We start from the raw sequence: 26,914 nt of genomic DNA, 5'->3' as shown, positions 1-26,914 counted from the left end.
CTCAATATCCTGATTATACAGCATCTGATAGTGATGAAAACGTGAAGTCACGGAGTTTCATTGGTGGTATCATATAGCTGCGGTAGCTTTCCACACTTATACTTCTTTCGGGTTTGCCAAGGGCTTCGACATTATTAAGCATAATTACCGGGCTCTCATTAAACCTGAAATTTTTAACCGGGAATTTGATCTTGCCATTTTCAATATAATAAGTACCATCGCGGGTTAATCCTGTTAATAGCAATGATTGGGGATCAACCATGCGGATGTACCACAAGCGTGATACCAATATACCGCGTTCCGTATTTTTGATCATCTCTTCTAAAGAAGAATCACCGCCTTCCATAATTATATTGCTTGGGCCGGGAACAGGTTTTACCCCTTTCTTTTCAGCCCAGTAACGCGAGTAGCTTAAATTTTTAACCACACCGTTTTGGATCCAGTAGGTTTTTTCGAGCGGCAGGCCATCCCTGTCCCAGGTTGAGCCGGGCAGGTCGGTATTAAACGGATCTGAATAGATTGTCACCTTATCATCCACTAATTTTTCGCCCAGCCGGGTACCGCCGCCCTTTTTGCTTAAAAAGCTGCGCCCTTCTTCTGCCATCCGCGCATCAAAGCGAAACATACTTTCCATCATATAAGTTGCTGCAACGGGTTCCAGGATCACCGTATATTTACCCGGTTCAATGGCTTTTGCATTAGCAGAACTATTAGCCTTCATTGCCGCCACTTTGGTAGCAGAATAGGTGTCGAGGTTTTTAACATCAGTAAAACCACGGGCAGCGTAACCAGAACCTGTGCCTGCCTGGTTCCTTGTTGTAATTGAAAAAATAACGTTCGACGCCTTATTGTAGGCAAATAAACCTTTTGAGTTCATAAGGGCGCTAAAACCATTAGCGTTCTCTAGAAAGCCCGCCGCAATTAAGTTGGCTTGTTTTGTTACATCCAGGCTTTTAGCTACCAGCTCGGCCCTGCTTTCTGGAGTCATGGCAGCCGTATTTGCATTGTATTCAATTGATTCGGCGAAGGTTTGCGGGCCTAACAGCGGCATATATTCCTTGCTTTCAGGTGCCAGTTGCGCCAGTTCTTCCGCTCGGCGCACCACACGTTCTAAAGCTGCGTCATCAAATTCATTGATGGTGGCCGTACCCGTTTTTTTACCGAAAGTTGAACTTACGGATAACGTAAGCGTACTAATATCGCCGGCTGTTGATACTGCATTCAATGCGTAACGAATGTTGCCGCCTTCGCGACCAGTTAAGCCTATTTCGCATTCATCGGCTTTTGAGTAACTAAGCACTTTCTTTAATAAAGTTTGTGCTTCTTCTTTGCTAAGTATTGACATATGCTATTTATCCGATTCTTCTTTTAGTGTTAATTACATTTACTCCGTTAAACCTTGCGGTTGAAGTACCATGCGATACCGCATTCGACTGGCTTGGCTGGCCTTTGCCATCATTAAAAGCTCCTCCTAAACGGTAATCGCTTTCATCGCAAACAGCTACACATGAATTCCAGAATTCCTGGGTGTTAGCCTGGTAAGCCACATCGTTCAACATGCCTACAATTTTACCTTCTTTAATTTCATAGAACAGCTGGCCGCCAAACTGGAAATTGTAGCGCTGCTGGTCGATAGAGAATGACCCGTTGCCTATGATATAAACGCCTTTTTCAACGCCTTTAATCATGTCGTCTACGCTGAGCGGGGTTTTGCCCGGTTGCAGGGAAACATTCGGCATACGCTGAAATTGAACATCATCCCACGATTGTGCATAGCAACAGCCTTGCGAAGCATTTAATCCGATCATTTTTGCCTGGTCGCGGATAGCTTGGAAATTAACCAATACACCATCTTTTATTATATCCCATTTACCGCACTTTACGCCTTCATCATCATACCCTACAGCGCCTAACGAGCCTGTTTGCAGCTTATCACCAACAATATTTACGTTTTTACTTCCAAAATGAAAGTTGCCCGATTTTAGTTTGTCTATCGACAGGAAACTTGTACCGGCATAATTAGCTTCGTACCCCAGCACACGGTCCAGCTCGGTAGGGTGGGCCACAGACTCGTGGATAGTTAACCACAAATGTGACGGATCGAGTACCATATCGTACTTACCGGGTTCAACAGATTTGGCGGCTATTTTCTCGTGAACGTTTTTTGTAGCATTTTTAACATCCTCCAGCATGTCGTACCGGTTTTTATACCTGGTAACAATGCCATGCACTTTTTCAGATTCGGAAGGGGTAAGGTACTCATACCCCATACCCACCGGCGAACTCAATGACGCCCGCGACTCAAAGCCGCCTAAGGTCTCGTCAATTTTAGTGACATCAAAACTTGGGTAAAGCCGGTGAATGTCCTGATCGATATAGGAACCATCAGTAGATGCAAAATATTTTTGTTCATTAATTGCCAGCATTCGCGAATTAACAAAGTTAGCCCCTCCGGCCATCGCTGCCCCATTTACCGCTAACAGCAGTTCAACTTTTTCTTTAACAGGAACTTCGAATGCATTTTTTTCAATCGGTGTTTTCCAGCTAACCTCGCCATAACCTTTTTGAGGAGCCAGCTCTACCGGTTTACCGCCGATTTTGGAGTTTGCTTTTGCAACTGCAACAGCATTTTCGGTGGTTTTAGCCACTCCTTCTTTGGTAACGTTGTTTGTTGCTGCAAACCCCCAGCAACCGTTAACTATTACCCGTACACCTACGCCATATGATTCGGAGGCACCAACATTCTGAACGCGATTTTCGCGGGTAACAATAGCCTGGGTAAAGTACCTGCCAATGCGAATATCGGCATACGATGCTCCTTTGGATTTGGCAGTGTTTAGGGCTACATCGGCAAGCTCCTTTTTAATCCGGGGGTCTACAGGTTCTAACGCCTGCTGCTGCTCAATGGGGTTGCCAAAGACCGAGAGTTCGGGCAGCATTAAGGCACCTGCTCCAATACCTGATAAATAAATAAAATTTCTGCGTTTCAAATTAAATCCTCCTTGTTTGGTAAACAGTTAAAATAATTATAATTTTTAAGCGTATAGTTTGCGTTCAATCCATAGAAATGCGCATGCTGCTATCAAAATTGAATAAAAATACATTTTAGGCACATTAACTATTGCGAAATTTTGTATTTGTTTTGTTACAGATAAATATTTAGCACTTTTCTCTAAATATTTTCGTGTTTTTTCTGATTTTACTAAATTTTTTAAAAGTTCCCATTCATTTTTTTGGTAGTAATACCATAAATAGGATATTTTGCTGTTTAAAATAGTGCGCTGCCAGCCGAAACTTTGCGGCCAATAGTCAAACTTCCATTTATATGGAATGACAGAATTTTGAGTTGGTGCTAGAGATATATTATTTACTGATAACTGTGTAGGCAATAAACCGCTTTGAACTTGTAGCTGTACCGGCATTTCAACAGACGGAATAACAGAGGTTGCTGCAAAATTTTGCTCAGAAGGAAGCCTGCGCGCCGCTTTATTGATAAGGGTTGACCATAGCGCGGCATAATCCCTGGTATTACCGTTGAGCTGCCAGGTATAAGTATTGGGTAAAGTGGTAAATATCAATTTACCTGTTCCGTTTATAGCAGAGCTTACTAAAATATGATTTTGCAAATCAAAAACTAAATTTTGCAGGTTATTATTACCTATGATATAGGTAGGATCGATATTAAGCGGCGCGGTTTTAGATCTTTGATTCTGAATTATTAGCGGAACCGTCAATTGTATTTTCGAAGCATAGGTGTTTACCCTGAAATTGTTTTGCAACCACGACGCGTCCTTGCTTAGACTATCCGACCTGATGATTATACCTAATCCATTTTGACTGATCTGTTGTCTGAGCGTTAAATTTTCTGAGCTGTTTAATGTTTTGAGAGTTGATAAATCGCCTATTACCAGGTCAAATTTATTTAGCAGGGCGGCCGACAAGTGTTCCAATGACTGTTTTTCTATGTTAACAAAGTCCTCGGTTACCTTGCCCTTGCTGATCGTTTCCCTGGTAGCGACGGCATAGCCATTTTGGCCAAGCCAGTTTTTTAAGAACCTGGTTTCAAAATCAGGTGACGAGGTTAGTATTAAAACTTTAGCTTGTTGGGGATATTCGATAATCACAGGCACATTTTCATTTTCTATTGTATCCTTACCCGCTAAAGCCAAAAGATTATAAGCTACATTTCCCAAAGTTTTTGGAACAGTAGTTAACTCAAAGTCCGTAATTTTTCCTGCGAGTATATTAACCGAGTCTAACGGAGTATTAAGGCCTTTAAATATCAGTTTTATCGGCTGGGTTGAAGTATTGTTAAACTTACCTTGTACCTGCAATAACTCACCGCTTTTTAACTGCTTTTGCCAGTTTATTGCTACTATGCCGTTGGGAACCGGCGGGGCATGAAAGGTCACCGGAATATTGTTGAGATGCTGCAGTTCATCGTCATTATCAAGCCCATATCCCAATATAAGTAATCGTTTAACAGCAGGATATAAGGTGTTAAGATTTTGTATGGTATTTAAAAAAACAGCTTTTGGGTATGTTTTTAAAACGGCTTTGTCTGTAGTAAAGATCAGTTTTCGCCCTGTGCTGCTCAAACTGTCAATATTAAAACCAGGCGTCAGTAATATAGCGTCCTCCCATTCGGGAACATCGTTTTTACTTTGGTAGGTAACAGGCAGAGTTAAACAAGCCAGTGAAACTATAGCCAACAGCAAAAAGGTTATGCGCCATACTAATCGGCTGCGGTTACTTCGCCGGTACTCGAGCCAAACCGTAACGATGGACAATAAAACACAAATAATAACAACCGTTAACTTCCAGGCCATAGTTTAATTACCGGTTAAGATGATTTAAATTTTTGTAATACTGCTGCGATAGCCCCAGATCTGCATTGGTTTGTGATATTGAAGGCAGCGTGCTTGCCGCAGGTAAAGTTTTTTGTATTGCTTTTTCGATAACTGAAATATCGGCGACGTTAATTTTTTTTGTGGTTGAGATTATACGCTGCAGGGCACTTATGGCTGGTAAATAATTACCGGGCTCGGCTGACGCTTTGACGCTCAACTGTTGTTTAGTCAATTGCAGGGTTGTAATATCAGCGCTGTTTAATACAGACCCGTATTTTAATTGTTCCAATACAGCGATGGTCTTTTTTAAGGTTTCAAAACGATCTGCCGAAGCTTTTATATCCTTCTGGATTACGGGCTGACTTATTTTGCTAAGATCGCCGCTCAGACGTTTTTCAATTTTAATAGGAGGCGGGTTATATCCTGTTTTAGCAACATATGAGCGCGATTTTTGCTGCAGATCTTTTAACAGGCGTAATGCCTTGTATTCAAAAGGCAATGCTTCATTGGGCTTATACATCCGCAATTGTAATTCGGCTTTCCACATTTCAGTAAGGGTGGCTTTGAGCTGTTGTTTTATAGCAGGCTCTAAAAAAGTAGCATCTTCGGCATTGTCATGTTTGTCGGTATAAGCGTCCATTATCATCTGGGCATTACTGAAGTTTTCTACCTTGTTTAATTCATCACTGCCTTCTTTTCCACTTTCATCTTCTTCGCCTAAAAATTTACCATATCGGAGGCGCAGCAACTTTTGATCGGTACCCAAATCATTACAACGGGTTTTAAAAGCATCCTGGCTAATGCTGTCGCGTTCCTTCAACAGTCTCTCGGTATCTAAAATAATTTGGCGTTCACTTCTGAAATATTCTGGTTTAATGTTCGAGCCGGTTACCAGGCCATCCATACTTAGCAATTGAGCGGTATCCTGTATCGACACGATATAAACATCGGTCTTGCTTTTTTGCATGCGGTTATCCCGGGCTTCAATATAAAAGTAGAGTTCATCGCCAGGTTCCATATTCAAGGCTGGCAAATCAAATGACTTTTGCAGATCATATTGCCGGTTATGCTGTTGGAACGAAGCGTTGAAGCTCATTTTGTATTCCTTAAACTTTACAGCTTCGCCGCTTCCCTTGGCAACGGTGGCATAGATCAGCGCATCAGAAACGCCGTAATCGTCATTTACAGTTGCATTTAAATTGACTTTCAGTGCTTCGCCGGTATCAATGTGGGTATACTGTTTGGGAGATTTAATATGAATTACGGGCGGACCGTCTTTTAAAACCTGTATTTGGTAAAAGTCAGATAACTTACCATCGATGCTGACCTGGTAAAAGCCTGTTTGATTAATGATTTTTTTAGTTTTCCACCGGGTTTTATCATTGGTGAGCCCCGTTAAATTTATTTTATTTTTTCCGTTGAATAATAAAAAAGCCTGCTTAACCGCCACATTTGTATGTATCATCCAATTAACTTCCGATCCTTCTTCGCAATTAATTACAAACTTGTCCTGCGTGTGGCTTAATATGCCTGTGTAAGCGGGAGGTGTGATTTTAACATTTACGAATTCGATTTGAGCAAGAATCTTTTCAGGAGGGGAGTTTTCGGAATTAGATTTTAGTGCCTCATTTAACGATTTTCTTGCTTGGCGTGAGTTATCATTGATTTTTGAGATGGCGAAGCTTAGTATAAATGCCAGTATCACCAGTAAAACAGCACTTTTTGCCCGTTTTGTAAAGGCCGTGGGCTGATTGGGAATATGTTCTAAGGCAAGTTCTACTTTTTTGAGTTGTAACTGCTCCAATAAATTAAGACTGTTCGCTGGCTTGATAATTAAATTGCTGCTCTCTTCTAACTCCGGGTATGACAGATTTAAAAAATTACATATTTTGCCAGGAAGAATTTGCCAGGGGCGGCGAATGCCAATAAGAAGGGCGGATACTAAAATAAAAACAACTGGGATACACCAGCCCGGCCATTTCGCAAAATAATATAACAGGCTACCCGAAATAATTGCAATTGCCATAGCTAACAAGACATCGCCCAGTAACTGGTAACTGATCCAGGTATGCCGCAATTTTTTTATTTTATTTAATCCGTCTTGCTCAGCCATTGTCAGTTAAATTAGGAGAGCGATGGGCAAGCCACCTTTCTGCCAGGAATAATAGTACAAGCGCCAGCCATAAATAGTTAGTAATATTAATATTATCCATGGTTTTCGCGGTAATTATGTGGTTTTCGCCCGTTTTAGCCGGTAATAGCTGCTGCTGATTAAGAACGCGTTTGTCCTTCCCACGAGCAGGTGTTTTTGTTGTTTCGCCGGTAATAAGCTCAAGGATCCAGGATGGAAATGCACTGCTCCATACCAGGTCATTCCAGGCAGGATTAAAGCGGTTGTAAAAATGGTAGATGTTATTTTGCGCTTGTTTTTGCAAGCTTAAAACCGGGTGGCCGAAACCATCACGCCATAGCGTACCGGAAACTGAATCAGGGCCTGCAATTAATTTAAATAGGTCTATTTTTTGATCCTGCTCTGTATTTAATGCATAACGGCTATTATTATTTAGCCATGAATCTGAATTTATTATCCTGCCTTTTTCATAACATAATACGTTACGGCATTGGTATAATACCCGTTCGCTAACCGCTTTTTCCGACAGCCAAAAAAGCCAGCTCTGACCTGCCGGAATAGCACCGGGATCGTTGTATTGTTTTATAACCGTTTTATGCTGGATAAAAATGCCGGCTGCATCCAACGCTGCTTTCAGGTAGCCGGCATCGATTGCGTTATTATCAGTATAAATAGCAACATGTACGGTTGTTGTATCGATGCTTACGGGCGGATCATCACTGTTTTTTATGCTGATGGCCGGCTGACCGTTGCTCGTGCTTATTGTAAAAGGAGAATTAGAAGTAATGTCAGATTGTACGGTTACAGGGGTATAAGTTGTTCCCGAAGGCTTGCTGTCACCCCGCAAAACTTTAATGCTATTATTGTTATTAAACCATGCGTTTTCTATCCATGTGCTTATTGAGTCATCGGGGATATAGGTTTGCCAGTCGAGTTTTAAAGCGACCTGCGGTTTTGCGCCAGCAAAATAAACTGCCTGATTTGGCGTGATAAGATATACCGGCAGGGTAGAAGGGACTTTTGAATCAAGCTGGCGGATACGCGTCCAGTAATTAATATCAGATTCATTAGTTGCTCCCGGTATTGAATCTTTAAGATGTAAAATAGTCTGTTTCAGGTCAGCCTTTGTAAAATCTTTATTAAAGTAATGGAATTCATATCCGACAGCAGTTAATGAATCTATTCGTGGTTTAAATTTTTTATAACATTCTTCAAGCCTTTCTTTCGGAATCAGCAACCAGCCCTTTGCCTTGCTTACGTTCAGTTTTTTTTGCCATACCGGTATGGAGAGCAATAACGCGATTAACACAAGTAATAAACACCGGGTTATAAAAAGCGGAATGTCGAGCAATTTAAAACTACGGCTGCTTTTACGCGACGCAGTTTTGATAAGAGATACGCTTCCAACTTTTAAAGTTTTGCCTGGCCGGATATACCACAAGTGAATAGCCACCGGGATAATAACCGCTGAGGCAGCAAACAACCATATGGGATTTAAAAACTGGAGCAATTTTTACTAAATATAAATATCGTTTTACTATACAATTCCTTTATTCCTTTGTACCAGGAAATCGCGCAGGGCCTTATCAAGTGGCTGGGAGGTGCTAATTACACTGTAAAAAATGTTTTTGCCCAATAATTGCATTTTCGTTTTTTCCAAATGGGCTTGCAATGCTTCCTGATATTGTTTTTTAGCTTGCGGCCCCACCTCAATTACTTCTCCTGTTTCCAGGTCTTCCAATGCGGAATATCCTTTATAATCAAAATCAAGTTCATTTTGGCCCATCAGGTGAAAAACAATAATTTCATGTTTTAATGCCGCCAGCGAATCCAGCAGCCTGTTTATTTCACCATCGGGCTGATACAGATCTGTTAGTAAAACCAGCAATTCTTTACGTCCTGAACCCGCAAATAATTCTTTGTAATAAATTGGCTGTGTAAAAGTGCCTGCCGGTTCAATTTTTTCTAACTGGTAATATAAACGCTGTAAATGCTGCGGATCAGGTTTCGAGGCCAGTGAAAACAAGCCGCTGTCTTTAAAAACATATAAGCCCACTGCATCGCCCTGTAAATTAGCAAGGTAAGCAAGCGATGCGGCCATAAAACGTGCATAATCTATTTTTTTTAGTGTGCCGTCAAAATGATTCATAGATGCGCTGGCATCAATAAGAAACTTTACCGAAATACTTGTTTCCACTTCTGACTCACGTATATAATACCTGTCTGAACGGGCATACATGCGCCAGTCGAGCCAGCGCAGGTCATCGCCAGGCTGATAGCTGCGGTACTGGCTAAATTCAAGCCCCGGGCCTTTGACCGTGCTTTTGTTAAAGCCGTTCATAAAACCATCAATTACCGTTTTGGCTAATAACGGCAGGCTTTTGATGGTCATTAATACTTTTGGGTCGAGCAGCATTTTTTGATTTTGGATTTTAAATCTGGTCTACGTTAAAATTCTCAATTCCAGGTGCTTGATTAATAGCCCCTAACTCCATAAACCTAAAGTGCTTTTGGCCTTTCAACCAGTTTAATTAGTTCGGCCGTTGCTTTGTCTGATGTAATGCCTTCTGCTTCAGCCTTGAAATTCATCAGTATGCGGTGCCTTAAAACCGGGCTTGCCATTGCATGTATATCTTCCATTAATACAGCATACCGGCCCTTAAGCAGGGCACGTGCTTTTGCTGTTAAAATTAAAGCTTGCCCGGCCCGGGGGCCGGCACCCCAGCGCACCCATTCTTTTACATAATTTAAATTGCTGGTATCAGGCCGGGTAGCACGGATCAGTAAACTTACATACCTTACAAGGTCTTCGCTAATGCTTACCTGTCTTACTAAAAGCTGGGCCTGTTGTATTTCTTCTGCGGTTATTACAGCGTTTACTGTTGCTTTTTGCGTACCGGTGGTACGGTTCAATACTTCAAACTCCTCTTCCGCGGTAGGATACCCAATTCTTATCAATAGTAAAAAGCGGTCGAGCTGCGCCTCGGGAAGCGGATATGTTCCGGCCTGTTCAATAGGATTTTGCGTGGCCAGTATAAAAAAGGGCTTGTCGAGCGGATAGGTTTGCCCTCCGTAAGTCACCTCAAATTCCTGCATTGCCTCTAACAGGGCCGACTGTGTTTTTGGGGGAGTACGATTTATTTCATCAGCAAGGATAATATTGGCAAAAAGCGGGCCTTTATTGAATTTAAAAAAACGTTTGCCGGTAGCATGATCTTCCTCCAATATTTCTGTACCTACAATATCAGTGGGCATCAAATCGGGCGTGAACTGGATACGCCTGAACGACAAGTGAAGCGCTTGCGACATAGTTTTTACCAGCAGTGTTTTAGCTAGTCCGGGAACCCCTTCGAGCAGACAATGGCCTCCTGCGAGAAATGCTACCAGCAATTCATCAAGTATGTGTTCCTGCCCCACAATTACCTTTTGTATCTCTGTTTTTAGCTGAGGAAGCTTGCTCAGTAATGTTTTAACGTCGTTTTCAGTAAGTTCCAACCCTTTTTTTGTTAAAGTGTATGCGATATGTTTTAATTACATCACAATATATTACGCTTTTTATAAAATGCCATAAGAATTTAAGGAAATTTAAACAAAGTATCTAGAAAATTACAAATTGGTTAACTCAAATTGGTTGTTAAGTAATTTTTTTGAATTAAGTATCTAAAAAAATTACAAATTATGTAAATTATTTAAATACTTTGCCGGAATTTTCCTTTAATTTTAATTTTTTATATTAAATGTTTATCAATTCCAGCTCAAAATTTACATTTACGCGCTTTAGCTATCATTCCGGTGATTGGGATACTGATCAGCGGATGCCTTCAAATATACTTAACTCCTTGCTGGAGTATACTACTATACCTATTGAGCAAAAAGAGAAGGTAGTTGCATTAAGCAGCCCGGATATTTTTAACAGTCCATTCAGCTATCTGAGTGGTCACAAACTGGTTCAGTTTGATGAACAGGAACGAACGAATTTTAAAAAATATGTGCAAAATGGGGGTTTTGTTTTTGCCGACGATTGTAATCATGATATCGACGGCCTTTTTGCAAAATCTTTTGAGGCACAGATGGCCGCGTTATTCGGGCAGGATGCTTTGAAGAAGATCCCCAACGATCATGAAATCTATAATTCCTTTTTTAAATTTGAAAAAGGCCCGCCCACTACTTCATTTGAACTAAATGGCTGGGGTGATGACCTGGTGCATGATTACCTGAAGGCTATTATAATTAACGGCAGGATAGGTGTGCTTTATAGTAATAAAGATTATGGCTGCGAATGGGATTATGATTTTAGGAACAAACGCTTTTTGGCAGAGGATAATACCAAATTTGGTGTAAACATTGTTGTATACGCCATGAGCTCATAAACTCATTAAAAACTGGGAATACAAAAGCCGCCCCATTAATACTGGAGACGGCTTTTTTTGAATAGAATGATTGGGAAGTTATCTTCCTATCAGTGAATTTGTTTGCTGTTCGCCGCTAGACATTGGCCAGATATAAGATGAATTAAACCCGGCCACCGGAATTTGCGGAACATTAGCTTTTGCAGGAATAGGAAGTCCCAGGCGCAACAGATCGGCCCATTTTAATCCTTCGCCTAAAAATTCAATGTTTCTTTCTTCCAAAATTGCTGCTTCAAAATCTGAGGCTCCTTTTGGAAAACTGCCTGGTGAATAAACGGCACTGGCATCTGACCTGCCTCTTACGGCGTTCAATAATGCTATTGCCTGTGCATCTAATGTACCGGATGCACGAACACGTGCTTCGGCTAAATTTAATAACACCTCTGAATACCTCATTACCGGCGCCCAGTCAAGATAAGGCGACCCTAAAGCCCATTTTGTAAGATAAGATTTTGAGCCTACTATATTTATAAACCCGCGTCTGGCATCGGTAGCTTTCCAGTTTGGATCGGTAAATAATGTACTGGCGGTGTTAATGTAAAACTCAGCTGCCCCGGTGCTGTTAAAATAATCAGCCAGCGCATTTTGTCCGCCAACATTTTCCGTGGTGGTAAATGGCTCAGAAAATATCGATTCTGTTGTGGTGTAAGGGCTTTTAAAAACATCTGCAATATTTGGTTGCAAAGCATTGGGTACCCCGGTTGTGGCGGTGAAAGGGGCGGAGGCGCTAACAATTTTATTTGCTTCGGTAATAACGCCGGCATATTGACCCATGCTTAAATAAACCCTGGTTTTAAATGCTATTGCCGAATTTTTGTGCGCCCTTATTGTGTTTGAAACTGCATCGGGCGCCGAACCTGAAGTGTAATAAGCTGAAGGCAGGGCTGCTTCAGCATCATCCAGATCCTTTATAATTTGTGCGTATACCTGGGCCACGGTAGAAGGCGCCAAAGCATAGTTGCCGTATGATGACAACCCGGTTAAGCGAAGCGGTACACCCGGGGTTGCTCCGCTATTTACAGCATAAGCCTGGCAATACATCTGTAATAAGGTATAATAAGCAAGTGCCCGTACAAATTTTGCTTCGCCTACATAATTTGCTGCTAAAGCGGTACCTACCACAGCCGTACCTGTTGACGCCATGCCATCAATAAAAAGGTTGCTGTTGTTAATAGCGATGTAGGCCTGGGTCCATACACTTGAATTGCCCGATACTTCCTGGCTGGTACCGGTTACTGTCGCCGTCCATGTTTGATATGCGGTTACTGAATTTGCAGTTGAGTTTATCCAGTTGTCGGCCTTTACATCATTATAGATCTGGTATCGGCCTCCATATAAATTTCCTGATCTTAAACTGGCATATAAACCCAATAACTGGCTGTAAATTCGTGCCGATGTTGAAAACGGCGCCCCATTTTGGTTTGAAACAGATGTTTGCAAAGCCGGGTACAGATTGCTTTTTTGGCAGGAGTAAATGCTGAATAATGCTATGCCTATAATAAATATAAATTTCTTTTTCATTTCTTTCAAATTAATAATTAAAACTTAAGTGAGAAGCCAGCGGTAACTGTTCTGCCGTTGGCAACGGTATTTCTGTCAACACCTGGGGTGCTATTTGCAGTGCCATTTGATCCTACCTCCGGATCCGGTCCCGGATATTTGGTAAATACAAGTAAATTTTGTCCTGAAACATAAACCCTCACACTTGATACGCCAATTTTATTTAAGAAAGTTTTGGGAATGGTATACCCGAAATTTACAGTTTTTACCTTTAGGAAATCGCCCCTGTAAACATTGAAATCTGCCGGGAAAGAAGTGCCATTAGAAACATTATCACCAAAAACCACTTTGGGATATTTAGCAACCTGGCCTGGTGTTGTCCAGTGGTTTAAAATATCGGTTGAGTTGTTCCAGAAACGCTGATCAGTTAAAGTAGCCCCTGTTCCGTAATAAACGTAAAAACCAAGCTGATAAGTTAATAATAAGCTAAGATCAAAGTTTTTGTAACGGAATGTATTGCTCAACCCACCGATAAATTTAGGAGTAGCATTGCCATAATCAATCGCATCAGCTGTTTGGTTTATTGTATTTTTTGAGCCATCTGCTTTAAGGTATGGAGTTAGCGTTCCATTGGGGCCCTGTACAAAATAATGATTGGTGCCTGTAAATGTATAATAAACCTTTTGTCCTGAACCGTTAATAAAGATCCTGTCGCCTGTTGCAGGATCAACGCCGGCAGAGCGAATTACATACAAATCTCCAACAGAGCCACCCACCTTGTTAATATTAGTTACCTCAAGGCTTGAAGTTGAATAAGTAACAAAGTTGGTGCCGGGAACTAAAGATGTTATTTTGTTTTGATTAAAGCTGATATTAAAGTTCGAACTCCATTTAAATGCCGATGATCTTATAATATCGGCGTTAATGCTAAATTCAATACCTTTGTTGTACAAGGACCCAATGTTAACAAGGGGGGGGGTGGTGGGTAAACCAGCTGATGGCGGTTCAGGAAACCCGAATATTAAACCTGTAACATTGTTTTTATAATAACCTACCTCGCCGGTTATCCTGTCGTTGAAAATTCCAAAATCCAGGCCAATGTCTGTTTTTGAACTGGTTTCCCAGCCTAATTGGTTGTTGCCCGTTGCATTTGGCGCAAGTGTAGGGTTGCCATTAAACAAGCCATTGCTATAAGTGCCGTAAGAAGCAAAATCCAATAATCCACTATTATTGCCAACCCTGCCATAGCTTGCCTTAACTTTAAAGCTGCTGAATATTTTATCCGCGCCAATATTTTTCCAGAAATCTTCTTTAGTAATTTCCCAGCCGGCGCCTATTCCAGGGAAATAACCATATTTTTTATCCGTTCCAAAGGTAGAATACCCGTCCTTTCTTAAAGTTGCACTTAAAAAATATTTTTCGTCAAAATTATATTGTAAGCGTCCAAAAAACGAAACCAGGTAATTCTGAGTATTTTGCAAGTTATTGGTAGCAACGTTAACATAACCGGCCTGTATTTGATTGAATGCCGGGTCAGAAAGTATGGAACGGTTCAACCCAAAACCGTATACGGTTGTACCCTGCTGCTCATTACCCAATAATAAAGACAGGTTGTGTTTTTTTGCAATAGTGTAATCAAACTGAGCTGTATTATCCCACACATATCTTTTGCTTATGGTATAGTTATCAGTAGCTGAAGCACTATTGGTTTTAACACCATTAACTATAGAGAAGTTATCTATCGGATCAAAAAAGCTATCGTTAGTTGAATTGATGTAGTCGATGCCGTAATTAGTTTTTAATGTGATCCATGACAATGGTTTTGCCTGGATATAAAAATTGGCTGTTGTGTGCTGAAGCTCGTTATTTGCACGATCAAGATCTATTGCCGGTTGCGGGTTTGGATAGCTGTTTGTAAATCCTTTATTATTCATTAAGCCAAGTGATCCGTTGGATGGATTTAAATTATAAGATCCATCGTTGTTATAAGGAGAAACGTTTGGCGGAAGCAATAAAGCCAGCCTCCCCAGGCCGGCAGTAGCATATGCTTCGCCGTTTAAAGAACCGGATGATGTAGCTGCAAGATTTTGCTGGTCGGTATAAGCTAGTTTGGCTCCAATTGTGATGTATTTATTCGCTTTATGATCAACATTAAAGAGCATTCCTTTATTGGCAAATTCATTTTTAACAATAATGCCCTGCTGTTTGCTCCAGTTGGCTGAAGCATAGTAAGTGGTTTTGTCTGTTCCGCCCGAGATGCTGGCGGTAGTATTGTAAGAAGTGCCTGTTCTGTATATATGGTTTCCCCAATTGGTATTAATAGGGTTACCATCGGGTCCGGGTGTTAAAGCGGTAAAATAACTTGCGGGATTATACAGGCCGGCGTTTACCAGGGCCTCGTTTTTCTCTGCAACATATTGCGATGCATCTAATAATTTGGGGAACCTATATACTTTTGTTACCCCCATCCAGCTATCAAGGCCAACAACTGCAGCTCCTTTTTTTCCTTTTTTTGTTGTTATAAATACAACCCCGTTTGCTGCCCTGCTTCCGTAAATGGCAGTTGCGGATGCATCTTTGGCAATGTCAATGTTTTCAATGTCATTAGGATTGATATTGGCTAATGCGTTACTACCTGATTCGCCGCCGCCAACGTTACCATCAAAACTTGGTACGCCATCCACTACGATAAGTGGTTGAGAACCTAATGAAATGGAATTTGTGCCCCGGATATGAAAAACAGGCGCCGTATTTAAAACACCATTTGGGATAGTAATTTGTGTGCCTGCTGCTTTACCGGCGAGTGCCTGTTCAAAATTTTGTACCGGTTGTTCAGTAAGTTCCGAGCCTTTTACATGAGAAATACTTCCAACATTCGCTCTTTTTGATTGTGTACCGTAGCCAACAACCAGAACTTCTGAAAGCAGACTTGGATTAGGTTCCATAATAACGTTCATTTCATTACCGGATACTTCGACGGTTTTGGTGGAATATCCAATAAAAGTAAAAACCAATGTGGGCTTCGCGATATTTACGTTTATTGAAAATTTCCCCTGGACATTGGTTTGTGTACCTGTTTTGGTACCTTTTACAACAACAGTGACGCCGGGTATCGGGCTGCCGTCCTTTTCGGATACTGTTCCGGAGATTGTTCGGGTTTGTGCATAAGCATGGGATGCTAAAAGCAATAAAACCACCATACTTTTAAGTAATAGTTCTTTCATTCGTAAGGAATTAAGTCAGTTAATAAATAATTGCTTACAAAATGATAATATTTTCTTGCCTTATTTTAAATTAACCAAAATGAAATGCTAAATAATTGATATTATAATAAAAATGTTACATAAAATTGTAAAAATTATATAAAATCTAACTGTTTTTAAAAATATTCAATGAATAATTGAAGTATTCACGATATAAATTTATCTAAATTAAATAAAATGTAATTTTTTACGAATATTATTGCTGTAGTTTATTCGTAAAAATAATTTATGCTAAAATATAAGTTTATAAAAACGTATAAAGTCAAATTAAATCACATATTTTAATGATTTCCTACTTTTATTTTGTTTTTTCTCTATTTTTTTAGTTTGTTAATGATTTATTGTGATAACTCTTGAAAAATTGTCACGTTTTTCCAAAAAATAGCTTATTCGTGTTTTTAACTAAAAGTATAATGGGCAATCATAGTAAGTGAATGTTCGGTAATTTTGAAATATTACCTGAGTATTTTATTAGGTGCACAGCCAATCTCCTGCAAAATATCCCGACCAAAATCCGCTTATATTAGCGCTTTCCAGTGTACCCAGGCTTAATAATAACGAAAATTTAAATCAGTATTATTATATCTAGCCGCCGACTTAGATTCTGATGAACCTGACCGCCTTAGCCTAAGTGCTGTACAAGAGTATAATAGACGTGAAATTCACAATGATGATTTTGCCTGCCTCGCGTTGATAGATCAAAAAATCAGACACTAATAAACCAATTGACAGAAACCTAACACGGATAAAATTAAGGACCTTTTATGACAGGTTCCAATTTGGTGATTGTGCTGGGATTAAGCACAATTTCCCAAACAGTAACAACTACACTTAAAACGTCAACAAATAGTGCAAACCTGAAAAAGGAAGGTGCTGAAAACCGGAGCGCACAACTAAAAGTATTATTTAAACCGCTACCGTTTTGTTCAGATGTTCGTGGTATTCCACGAGTTTTAACATAACATTAATAGTCGTTTCATAATTCTTTGCCCCAACCACTTTTTTGTATTCCTGTTCAAGAGCTTCCATTTGGCTTTTAATATGCTCATAAAAGCTGATACCCTTATCCGTCAAATACAACATCATCGAACGGCCATCCGTGCTGCATTTTTCACTCCTCACTAATTCAAGTTCTTCGAGCTCTTTGATTACCTTGCTGGCTGCCTGTTTGGTTATGCTTAAATTTAATGCCAGCTTACTATTGGAGATACCTTTTGTACCAATGCTCATGAACAGTGGTATGTATGAATTATTGAATCCCTGCAGATTATCATGGCAAAGTTCATTGCAATACCAGTTATCTGACAGTCTTTTCAAAAGGTAGAGTAACCTGTTGGTCATCCTGTTTGTATCCTCGTTTAACATGATCTTTTTTTTATGTTCAAATAGTATAGCTATTAGACTTAATAAAGTCAACTTGGTTTACAAATTTAACGATTTTTAAACAATTAAGTTGCACATGGAATTAAGGTGATTAGAATTGAAATTTAACAAAAGCCCTTAAGCCCCACTTTGGCGCGTCGGGATGATCCAGGTAAGTGAGCCTTCTAACCATGTCTAAACGCAATACTTTAAAGATATTCTCAATACCTGCGCTGGCTTCCATATAAGGGCCGTCGTTTAGCGTATAAGTTATTGGCCTGCCATTGCTGCCCACAGGAAATTGCAATAAGTTGGGATCATTGGCCGGGTTGTTTTCCTGCCTTACGCCGCCCCATACTGATTTGAATGATACCACTTCCCTCAACTTCAACGATTGTAACAATGGGATCTTGTTAAAAAAGAACCCGTTAAAATGCTGATCAATATTGATGCTGGCATAGTGGTCACTAACAAATTCAAGGTAGTTCATCAGGTTATATGATTGCAACTGCAACGCATAGCTCTGGTTGGCATGCTGGATATCCAGTAACGGATAAGGTAGCTTATTAAAGATATATCCCCCCTCTGCCGAAACATCTGCGAAACCCAGCTGAGACAGGTAAAAGCGTTTGGTAATGTTACCGGTAACGTTCTGATAATTGTAATCGCCCTTAAAAAGTCCTTTGATCCCTTCCTGGTAACGCAGGGCAAAGATGGGGTACTTGTCAGGGATCGGGGTGCGGTACAACTTACCCTGGTAAAACTTCTCATGAGGTGCGTAACGCAGCTCCATTGACAATTCAGTGGTTTGCAGGCTATTTACAGTATTTGGCAGACCATCAACCAGGTTCTGATAATATAATGAACCTGTTGGCGCCTGGTTCCAGGCCTTTAGCTCAAACTTGTAGGAGAAATGGTTCAGATACTCGTGCACATAATCCAGCCTGAAGATATCGTTATAGGTATAGATGCCATGGTCGCCGCGCTTAAATGAGAGCAGGAAGTTGTCCTCCTGTACAAACTGAAGTTCCTGGCCGGGGATCTTGGTGTCGCGCTGTACGCTGGCTCTTATATATTCCTGCGGAAAGGAATAGATCGACTTATTATTCAGGGAATAGGTGCCGCTGAAAAAGTATTTAAACTTTTCATCCTTAAAACCATATGCACCATAAGTTTCAAAGTAATACCGTTTGCTCAATTCAGTGGTTGTACGTCCGCCTAATCTCAGCCTGAAACCTTCTACCGGGTTAAAATTGTAAAAGGTATTTACCGGGCCTATTTCAAAAGGCCCTAAATTATCGTACCCTGCAACAAAAAGCGTAACCAGTTTCATTGTCCGTTTAAAGGAAGGGATGGTTTGCAGGCTGTCAATATTCTTATAGATGTCTGCCTGTCCCGGTTTCAGGGTATCAGGACGATTAGCTTTCCAAAATTCATCCCCTTTTTCTGTTGCATTGTAGGCGATCATTTGCGCAGGACCGGAATAAATTTCCTGTGGGCGTGGTTTGTTAACGGCAAAGTTATTAATGATCACCACACGCTCACCATACACGCCTCCTCCTTTATTCTTGTTCAGCCCAAAGTCCATCTTCAAATCACTTTGGCTCAACCGGTATCGCCCGCCTTCTGTTTTTTCAAAAGCAAGGGTGGTTTGCATTTGGCGCACAAAATTGAGATTGATGTGTTTATTTACCGACAATACCGCTTTTTGTACAGCATAGTTGCCATCCATAGTAATGTAGATCTTACCCTGAAAAAGCATGTCAGTAGTATTACGCGGGGTAAAACTCAACTCGATCAATTGCGGGCTCACATCTTTGAGGGTATCGGTAATAAAGAATTTGTAGAACGATGGTGCGCCATCGGCAATCGGACTCAGCAACTGATTACCCAGTAGCGGGATATTATTATCGTAGATCTCAATATCCATGTACATGCGGTTAAAGTATGCTTTAAGCCCCTCATTATCTATAAAGTTCTCATCATACTTAACCTGTTTGTTGGCCTGGATCACTTGTTTTTTAACATACGGTGATTTGCGAAAGTAGTTGTCAGAAAGTTTTTCTTCCATGTACATCGGCAGCAGATTTTTTCCGCCAATTGCATTGGAGTCCTGCTCCATAAACAAGAATTGATAATTCTTAAAGATCCGCTTTTGTTTAAACTTTTCAGAAAGGTCACTCAGCGAAAATATCATTCTTTCGTATTGTTGATATTCGGCATAGTCGAAATTTTCCAGCCTGTTTTGATCCTTGTGAGCAATCACCTTGCGGATCAGTTCCACAGCGGGATTGTTCTTATTGGTATACCTGGTTTTTTTGCCGCTTTTTACAACTACTTCATTCAATATTTTCCGGTCTTCGCTCAAAGTGATATTAATAGCTTGTACGGTACCGGGAGTAATATCTTTATAGGTCGTCTTATAACCGATAAAGGATACTTTAATACGAGTATGGTTTCCGTCGCTGCTCAGCCTGTAATTTCCCTGCACATCTGTACTGCCACCAATGCTGGTACCATCAAAGGAAACACTCACCCCCGGCATGGTTTCGTGGGTGCGCAGATCTGTAACTACTCCCTTAATGATGGTTTGCTGAGCCATCAGCGTGGTTGACAACGTTATGAATAAAAGTATCAGTGTGCTTTTAATTATATTGTAAGTATAGTGCGTTTTCATAATATTAAAGTATAATTGGGGTCTCAGGCAGCTTGCGGATGATTGTAAATTATTTCAGAAGCTGATACTGTACCGTTTCTTTTGCTGTCTTTAATTTTTTTGAACAGGTTGGTTACAGCATTATTCCTGATAGCATTAACGGCAGATAAAAAATAGTCTTTCATAAAAATCAAAAGGATCCCCATCTCCAGATCTGCACCCATGAAATTGTCTCTGACAATTTGTTTAACCAGCGGAAGCAGGAAAGCCCCTGCCTTGTCGGTTGGAAATTTAGGTGTTGTAAAAAGCTTATTAAATTTAAAGCTCTTTACACTGGTGATCATTAGATTAGTGAGATCTGAATGTGTTTGGTCGAAGTTGATGCATTGTGTTTTCATGATTACTGATTTGACAAGACAAAGGTAAACTAAGTTGACTAATTTAGTCAACTTAGTTTACCAAAAAAATTGCTTTTTACTGTATTGTGACGTTGCTGTGATGCAGCTGACATTGAGATGAAATTAGGATGGAGGAATCCCTTATATACAAGTGATCCTGCAAGTTGATCAGGCAGGATCATTAGGTTACGGAACGTTAAAACCCAAAACGCTTCTGTTTAATTTTTTACAAATGCAAAGACGGTGTTTTTGTAATCAGGCTTTGTCAATTGTACTTTCAGGCTCTTAAAAATTTTCACAGGCGCGTCTGTCGCAAAAATATTAACCAGCCATGAAGGAAGAGCGCCTCCGGGGTCTACGTGGATCGAATATTCAACATGTACCTGGTTTGGCCCCAACGGTGTAATGACCCATTTGCCGATAGAATTTTCGATCCTTACAATACCTTTTTTTATTGGGACAACGCCGGGTACTGCCGGGCCATCAATCGTCACTACTTTTGTGCCCGGATCCTGGCTGACTGTTAAATGAGCTACAAAATCCCGGTTTGCCACAGGCCAGGGTAAACTAACTTCTGAATAATAGTAAAGTTCTGTAGGCGATACCTGCTTAACCAGTTTAGCCGACTTAACATGGTATACCCAATCCGGAGCAGTGTTAACGTCCATCACAATGGCAACCAACTGTGATGGTGTTGCATCGAAGTCGGCTTCCACTTTAATAGCTTTGATCTTTGAATCGGGCAATATGCTGGTGTATATTTTTATACCGTCTTTTTCGGTACTCATTTTCCAATCATTTTGTGCAGATGCAGAATTCAGTCCTAACACAAGAAGAAGTGACATAAAAAATATTTTATTCACTAAATTGATGATTTGATTTGTCGTTTTCATCTCTACAGATTTATTGATGTAAAGGTAAACTAAGTTGACTAAATTGGTCAACTAAATTTACTAAAAAAATCATTTTTAAATGCTTTATGACGCTGGTATGATGCAGCAACCTTCAGGTGATAAGAATGCTTAAAACGCTAGTTCGATTCCGTTCAAGCCTACTTGAGGAATTATTGAATTTTCCTCTCTTTTATGTCATTAAATTCCTCTTCTACAGGACATTACCAAGCGCAGAAAAGAGTTCGGCATTACTTGGAAAATCGTAGCCTAAATCAATTATTTTAAGAAAATGTGCCTTGAATCCGTTTAAACGCTGATTTGAAAGTTCGATTCCACTAAAGCCGAATTCCAGATACAGTATTCCTGGCAATTTTTTATGTCCCGCTATTCATCTAAACATTCTAAAGATAGTGGCTCGAAGGGACGGTGAGCTTCTCCTGATAGCTTTGTTCTATGAACTCCTGCGATTTTATAATAACTTCATCCTGATGATCTTTAAGTCCGTTGAATATGATAAATTCTCTCAAATAAAATTTGCGCAGTCAAATAACTGCATTACATTTGCAGTCAAATAGCTGCATAAAATGGAGATTCGTAGAGATGTATTTCAAGCCATAGCCGACCCGACCCGTAGAGCCATATTGGGTTTGGTGGTTTTACAGGCAATGACACCGGGTGCAATTGCCGAAAACTTTAACTCGTCAAGACAAACGATCTCAAAGCACATTCAAATTTTAAATGAATGTGAATTGCTGAATCAAACCCAATCCGGAAGAGAGATTTATTATCACTTCAACCCCAAAAAAATGAAGGAAATAGCAGATTGGTTAGAGCCGTACCGGAAAATGTGGGAGGGCAGATTAACAGCAATGGAAGATTTACTGAATGAAATGCGAACGGGAAAAACAAAATCAAAAAAATAGTTTAGTAACAATTTAAAATCAAATAAAATGACAAAGCAAATGTATCCTTGCTTATGGTTTGATGGCCAGGCCAGGGCAGCAGCAGATTTTTACTGCACCATTTTTCCTGATTCAAAAATAATCAATGATTCAGGAATGGTTGTAAATTTTGAACTTAACGGACAATTCTTTATGGGCTTAAACGGGGGGCCTAACTTTCAATTTAACGAAGCCGTTTCTTTTGTTATTCCCTGTAAAGACCAGGAGGAAATCGACCATTATTGGTACAAACTCATTGCAGACGGCGGCCAGGAAAGTCAGTGTGGTTGGTGCAAAGATAAGTTCGGCTTATCCTGGCAGGTAGTCCCAGCCATATTAGGTGAGCTTATGTCAAATCCTGAAAACGGGCAACGTGTTGTGCAAGCATTTATGAAAATGAGAAAATTTGATATTGAAGCACTACAAAATGCCTAATATTATGAAAAGGAACAAAATCATTATTCAATGGAGGGTCAGGAATGGTGTTCCATTTGGGAGTATGTGAAAATTATTCCGCTAACAAACAAGCGGCTTTCTGTTATGCTGGCTGATGTAATAATAACCGACAAGCGAGAATAAGTCCTTTTTAGCAGTTCAGGATATACCAATCTCATGGAATTCCGGCCTGCTTATTGTACTTATTCTTGTATTCTACCGGGGTCATTCCGGTTATCCTTTTGAAAACATCCCTGAATGTCTGGACATCCGCATAGCCGACATCCAGCATTACTTCCATGATCGGTTTTTTCCCAATTTCCAATTGTTTCTTTGCAGCTTCCATTTTCACCCGTTGTATATATTCCGCCACTGTATTCCGTGTGCCTTTTTTAAACCTCCGTTCAAAGGTTCTGCGGGTTAGGCCGAAACGGCATGCAATCTCATCGACCATGAGCTTCTCCTGATAGTCTTGTTCTATGAACTCCTGCGACCTTACAATGACTTCATCCTGATGATCTTTAAGGCCGTTGAATATGATAAATGGGGATTGGGTACTTCTATCGAGGTCAACTACAAAATATTTTGCTGTATAGATAGCAATTTCCCTCCCCGCGTATTTTTCAACAAGATGCAGCAAAAGGCTCCACCAGGCATTATTTCCGCCGCTGGAATAGAGGCCGTTCTGATCCGTAATAGCGTTCTCATCCACCAATGTTACCGAAGAATAATGATGCCTGAATTCATTAGCATATAACCAATGGGTAGTGCATTGCCTGCCTTTAAGCAATCCGGAAAAAGCTAATAGAAAAGCGCCTGTACAAAGGCTTGCAACTTCTGCACCATTCTTGTATTGCTCATTTATCCAATTAACGTAATTTATGTTTGTATTGGTGGCTGTAAATATATCGCCTGATATCGCAGGGATAATGATCAGGTCCGTCTTTTTGATTTCACTAATTATCGCATCCGGATGCATAGAAAATAGTCCGTCGTTCAGTTTAACTTCTCCGCTAAGGCCAACCAATTGTACATTGAACAAAGGGGCTTTGCCTGATTTTTTCAAAAACTCATTCACCATAACAAACACGTACCTGGAATCTGCTACAGATGCAAGGACCGCGTTCTTCAGGGCCAATATGGAAATATCGATCATACAACAAATGTAACAGAAATATTTGTCGCAATCACCCACCATAGAATGCCGTATTCACACACTCATAATATCCTGTTCAATCAATAATTTTGCTCCCGAACTAAACAAAACTTAAAAATGCTTAGCACAAATTTTTATTTACACTTCATGGGAAACACGGAAGAAGCCATGATCTTCTATCAATCTGTATTCGGAGGCGAGTTCGAGTCATTTATGCGTTATTCGGATGTTCCCGGCGGCGAAAAAATGGCGGCTCACGACAAAGAGAAGATCATGCACATGTCCTTGCCCATTGCTAAAGACCAAATGATCATGGCTACTGATACCCTGGAATCAATGGGACGTAATGTTGTATTTGGCGATAACTATCATATTTCTCTGGAGGCGGAAAGTGAAGCCGAAGTCGACAAGATTTTTACCGCCCTTTCAGCCGGGGGCACGGTGGAAGTTCCCCTTAATAAAACCTTTTGGGGAGCATACTTCGGAATGTTTAAGGATAAGTTCGGTGTTCAATGGATGATCAATTACACATATCCCAAAACAAAAAAATAAGAAAAAAAAACAGCATATGAAACCCAAAACACTCACGACCCTTTATTGGATTTTTACCATCATCTTCGCATTACTGGTCTTTTTAGATGGGATCGGCGGCGTAACCAGGCAGCAGGCGGGTATCGATGTGTTGAAGCATTTGGGATACCCCGTATATTTAATGACAATAGCAGGGGTGGCGCGGCTCCTTGCGGTAGTGGCACTGCTGCAAACGAAATTCAAAGTCATCAAGGAATGGGCGTTTGCGGGCATTGCTATTAATTTTGTTTGCGCGTTTGCGTCAAGGACATTTGTAGGCGATTCCTTTGGACTGCTCATTCCTCCTGTTATCATGCTTGCGTTCCTTTTCATTCCTTATACCCTATGGAAAAAAGTGGAACTGATAAAACAATCAGGCGGAGAAAAGAATTTCGATTGCATGAAGGACTCTCACAAAGCAAAATCATATTAATAATGAATCAGGAAGTTACCCAATACATTGACAACATTGATCAAAAATGGCAAACAGATACCTGTAAGCATCTCCGCGAGACGATTCTGCAATCTGTTCCCGGGGTGGAAGAGTTGCTGCAATATGGCAAACCCCATTATAAAAAGGGCCGTAAATTTGTTTGTACTTACAATATGGCCAAAGCATGGGTAAGTTTTACTCTCTTTAACGCAGCATCCCTCGAAGCGCCGGAGGGCCTTTTTGAACCCGGTGATAACCCTGATAGGAAGACAATTAAGATCCGCGAAGGGCAGCATACAGATTATAATCTTTTAGCAAAGTTATTGCAACAGGCAGCGACTCTCTGAGACATCATTGTCGAAGCGCATGAGGGCATCATCTGGTTTGAAAGCAAAGAAGGTAAGGGCACGAACTTCTTTATCCAGCTGCCCGCAGACTGAAACGGCACAACCGGCAGGGGTTTTATGAGTATGTAGAAATTCGGCTTTAAAGCCAGGGTTGTTTATTTTATCATAAGCAGCCATGAAAAAACCGACGCCTTGGACTTCCTTCCAGATTATTACCGGCAAACGTGATCATCCAGCCGGCCATTGGCATGTACTATGTTTATTTTGAGGGCAAGATCGTATTGATCCTCCGGAAAGTTAGTAAAAACAGTCGGCACAATGGCTTGTGGATCGCCACAAAGCGGGAAGAACATGCCAGTCTTAAAGCGGATATACCGGCCATTACCGATTTTGTCTTTGATGAGGGCGAGGTATATAATCCGCCTGGCTGCAGATCAAAGATGACCACGATGATTTCGAGGAAGCCGCGATCCGCATCTGTGACCTGATCCCGCACAGGGATAAAAGGATCGGTAAAGCAACGCCGAAGGCTGCCCGGCTTACCCGGCAAAAATAAGCCAGGTGATAAAACCATGAATAACAGTCTTTTTTATATATAATGTATTATTACCGGTTGAAACATCAATAATTATTAGCAAGCTAAAGAGTAAATCGGGAAATTTTTGTGTTTTAATTTTAGGTCTTATAGTATCAGGTAATTTCTTTTCACATATTTACCAATCTTCCAGCGTTTGAATTTCAGTTTTAATACATAAGATTCATCCAGTATTCCAATAAATACTTCACTGATGCTACAGGTACTGCCGTGCGCAAGTATGATATTTTAAATTGTTTGTATCAAATAAAATTGTATTCCAGTTTGATATGCGCGGGTAGGGTGGTACTCAAGTAAGCCCACTATCTACACCAGGCACACAGGCTGCTGTGTTACAAACTGCCGCTTGCATTAAAAAAGGCCTTCGCAAAATGAGCTATCAACTCTATAGCAGGTAGGTTGTAACAATTTAGTAGTAATACTAATTTTTAATACAAAATGTATGGTGTTTAAAGTTAAACATATGTTTTATATCAATAAGGCGCACTACATATGTCCTTATTCAAATGCAATACGAGGGAATATTGAGGTAAAGCTGACTGTATAATAGCCCGACAGTTTCTTAGTCGGGTATTATGTTATAATAGACGCTGCTACACAATCCAGGATGAAAGCTAATATACTAATCCTGAATTAATGAAACAGGATGATTTAAATAGACGTATGATTTTTTTATTAATACATGTTAAATATGAAACGGTTATCATTAATACTCTTATCAATTGCGCTGCCATTTACTTTACTAGTAAGTTGTGAACAGCATGGCGGCGGGAAAAATAAACTGCAGGCGCGGATAGATAGCTTGCAAAACGAGGTGAATTCCGCATATAAGCCGGGCACCGGGGCGCTTATGAATACTATTGTTCAACCTCATCATCTTAAATTGTGGTTTGCCGGTCAGCACAAAAACTGGGCACTGGCTGAATATGAAAGACAGGAATTGATGGGCGGCTTTGAAAAGATTCAAAAATATCA

The 26,914-nt window shown here is 40.5% G+C and carries 23 protein-coding genes; 8 read left to right on the top strand and 15 right to left on the bottom strand.

Features of this window, described 5'->3' with window-relative positions; all coding sequences use genetic code 11:
• Positions 1-13: 13 nt before the first annotated feature.
• From JWQ54_RS00115 to JWQ54_RS00085, 7 genes are all read right to left on the bottom strand, one after another.
• Positions 14-1,345: a TldD/PmbA family protein gene (locus JWQ54_RS00115; protein ID WP_299578618.1), complete on the bottom strand. Its 1,332-nt coding sequence runs from the start codon at positions 1,343-1,345 to the stop codon at positions 14-16.
• Between the two features lie 7 nt (positions 1,346-1,352).
• Positions 1,353-2,990, bottom strand: coding sequence for a TldD/PmbA family protein (locus tag JWQ54_RS00110; protein WP_299578616.1), 1,638 nt, complete (start codon positions 2,988-2,990; stop codon positions 1,353-1,355).
• Positions 2,991-3,035: 45 nt separating this feature from the next.
• Positions 3,036-4,829, bottom strand: a complete 1,794-nt coding sequence (locus tag JWQ54_RS00105; RefSeq protein WP_299578614.1) for a hypothetical protein — start codon at positions 4,827-4,829, stop codon at positions 3,036-3,038.
• Between the two features lie 7 nt (positions 4,830-4,836).
• Positions 4,837-6,963 carry a DUF4175 family protein gene (locus JWQ54_RS00100; protein WP_299578612.1) on the bottom strand — a complete coding sequence of 709 codons (2,127 nt, stop codon included), beginning with the start codon at positions 6,961-6,963 and terminating at the stop codon, positions 4,837-4,839.
• Entirely contained in the window at positions 6,956-8,491 is a 1,536-nt protein-coding gene (locus JWQ54_RS00095) for a BatA domain-containing protein (RefSeq protein ID WP_299578610.1), read from the bottom strand. The genes JWQ54_RS00100 and JWQ54_RS00095 overlap by 8 nt, the downstream gene beginning before the upstream one ends.
• A gap of 27 nt (positions 8,492-8,518) precedes the next feature.
• Positions 8,519-9,397, bottom strand: coding sequence for a DUF58 domain-containing protein (locus tag JWQ54_RS00090; protein WP_299578608.1), 879 nt, complete (start codon positions 9,395-9,397; stop codon positions 8,519-8,521).
• An 83-nt stretch (positions 9,398-9,480) separates the two neighbouring features.
• On the bottom strand, positions 9,481-10,476 hold the full coding sequence (locus tag JWQ54_RS00085; RefSeq protein WP_299578606.1) for a MoxR family ATPase: 996 nt from the start codon (positions 10,474-10,476) through the stop codon (positions 9,481-9,483).
• A 242-nt stretch (positions 10,477-10,718) separates the two neighbouring features.
• On the opposite strand from JWQ54_RS00085, the gene JWQ54_RS00080 reads away from it, so the two are divergent.
• Positions 10,719-11,351: a DUF4159 domain-containing protein gene (locus JWQ54_RS00080; protein ID WP_299578604.1), complete on the top strand. Its 633-nt coding sequence runs from the start codon at positions 10,719-10,721 to the stop codon at positions 11,349-11,351.
• Positions 11,352-11,429: 78 nt separating this feature from the next.
• On the opposite strand, the gene JWQ54_RS00075 is transcribed toward JWQ54_RS00080, so the two are convergent.
• The 6 genes from JWQ54_RS00075 to JWQ54_RS00050 all read right to left on the bottom strand — a co-directional run bounded on the left by JWQ54_RS00075 (position 11,430) and on the right by JWQ54_RS00050 (position 21,414).
• Positions 11,430-12,911 carry a RagB/SusD family nutrient uptake outer membrane protein gene (locus tag JWQ54_RS00075; RefSeq protein ID WP_299578602.1) on the bottom strand — a complete coding sequence of 494 codons (1,482 nt, stop codon included), beginning with the start codon at positions 12,909-12,911 and terminating at the stop codon, positions 11,430-11,432.
• A 17-nt stretch (positions 12,912-12,928) separates the two neighbouring features.
• Complete coding sequence (locus JWQ54_RS00070; protein WP_299578600.1) at positions 12,929-16,114, bottom strand: SusC/RagA family TonB-linked outer membrane protein; 3,186 nt, start codon at positions 16,112-16,114, stop codon at positions 12,929-12,931.
• Between the two features lie 945 nt (positions 16,115-17,059).
• Positions 17,060-17,518, bottom strand: coding sequence for a MarR family transcriptional regulator (locus tag JWQ54_RS00065; RefSeq protein ID WP_299578598.1), 459 nt, complete (start codon positions 17,516-17,518; stop codon positions 17,060-17,062).
• A 109-nt stretch (positions 17,519-17,627) separates the two neighbouring features.
• On the bottom strand, positions 17,628-20,192 hold the full coding sequence (locus JWQ54_RS00060) for a DUF5686 and carboxypeptidase-like regulatory domain-containing protein (RefSeq protein WP_299578596.1): 2,565 nt from the start codon (positions 20,190-20,192) through the stop codon (positions 17,628-17,630).
• Between the two features lie 23 nt (positions 20,193-20,215).
• On the bottom strand, positions 20,216-20,569 hold the full coding sequence (locus JWQ54_RS00055) for a hypothetical protein (RefSeq protein ID WP_299578594.1): 354 nt from the start codon (positions 20,567-20,569) through the stop codon (positions 20,216-20,218).
• Between the two features lie 218 nt (positions 20,570-20,787).
• Positions 20,788-21,414, bottom strand: coding sequence for an START domain-containing protein (locus JWQ54_RS00050; protein ID WP_299578592.1), 627 nt, complete (start codon positions 21,412-21,414; stop codon positions 20,788-20,790).
• Positions 21,415-22,046: 632 nt separating this feature from the next.
• Between JWQ54_RS00050 and JWQ54_RS00045 the strand changes: the two genes are divergently transcribed.
• Together JWQ54_RS00045 and JWQ54_RS00040 are read left to right on the top strand one after the other, a co-directional pair.
• Positions 22,047-22,385 carry a metalloregulator ArsR/SmtB family transcription factor gene (locus JWQ54_RS00045; protein WP_299578590.1) on the top strand — a complete coding sequence of 113 codons (339 nt, stop codon included), beginning with the start codon at positions 22,047-22,049 and terminating at the stop codon, positions 22,383-22,385.
• A 27-nt stretch (positions 22,386-22,412) separates the two neighbouring features.
• Entirely contained in the window at positions 22,413-22,838 is a 426-nt protein-coding gene (locus JWQ54_RS00040) for a VOC family protein (protein WP_299578588.1), read from the top strand.
• Between the two features lie 175 nt (positions 22,839-23,013).
• Here JWQ54_RS00040 and JWQ54_RS00035 read toward each other — a convergent pair whose 3' ends face one another.
• Positions 23,014-23,994, bottom strand: a complete 981-nt coding sequence (locus JWQ54_RS00035) for a GlxA family transcriptional regulator (protein ID WP_299578586.1) — start codon at positions 23,992-23,994, stop codon at positions 23,014-23,016.
• A 147-nt stretch (positions 23,995-24,141) separates the two neighbouring features.
• Here JWQ54_RS00035 and JWQ54_RS00030 point away from each other — a divergent pair, with 147 nt between their 5' ends.
• Genes JWQ54_RS00030 through JWQ54_RS00020 form a run of 3 tightly spaced genes read left to right on the top strand, consistent with a single transcriptional unit; the run spans position 24,142 to position 25,344 of the window.
• On the top strand, positions 24,142-24,546 hold the full coding sequence (locus tag JWQ54_RS00030; RefSeq protein WP_299578584.1) for a VOC family protein: 405 nt from the start codon (positions 24,142-24,144) through the stop codon (positions 24,544-24,546).
• Positions 24,547-24,562: 16 nt separating this feature from the next.
• On the top strand, positions 24,563-24,997 hold the full coding sequence (locus tag JWQ54_RS00025; protein WP_299578582.1) for a DoxX family protein: 435 nt from the start codon (positions 24,563-24,565) through the stop codon (positions 24,995-24,997).
• 2 nt (positions 24,998-24,999) lie between these two features.
• The gene (locus JWQ54_RS00020; protein WP_299578580.1) at positions 25,000-25,344 is read left to right on the top strand and encodes a DUF1801 domain-containing protein; all 345 of its coding nucleotides are present in this window, start codon (positions 25,000-25,002) and stop codon (positions 25,342-25,344) included.
• Here JWQ54_RS00020 and JWQ54_RS00015 read toward each other — a convergent pair.
• Positions 25,318-25,566: a hypothetical protein gene (locus JWQ54_RS00015; RefSeq protein ID WP_299578578.1), complete on the bottom strand. Its 249-nt coding sequence runs from the start codon at positions 25,564-25,566 to the stop codon at positions 25,318-25,320. The genes JWQ54_RS00020 and JWQ54_RS00015 overlap by 27 nt on opposite strands.
• Positions 25,567-25,568: 2 nt before the next feature.
• Between JWQ54_RS00015 and JWQ54_RS00010 the strand changes: the two genes are divergently transcribed.
• A complete protein-coding gene (locus tag JWQ54_RS00010; protein WP_299578576.1) occupies positions 25,569-25,832 on the top strand; it encodes a hypothetical protein in 264 nt (87 codons plus the stop codon).
• A gap of 798 nt (positions 25,833-26,630) precedes the next feature.
• A partial coding sequence (locus JWQ54_RS00005) for a hypothetical protein (protein ID WP_299578574.1) occupies positions 26,631-26,914 on the top strand: 284 nt, incomplete at its 3' end.

This window comes from Mucilaginibacter sp., from assembly GCF_028288225.1.
Taxonomy (GTDB): Bacteria; Bacteroidota; Bacteroidia; order Sphingobacteriales; family Sphingobacteriaceae; genus Mucilaginibacter.
Note: the sequence above shows the minus strand (reverse complement) of the source record. Positions and strands in the feature narration are given on the sequence as shown.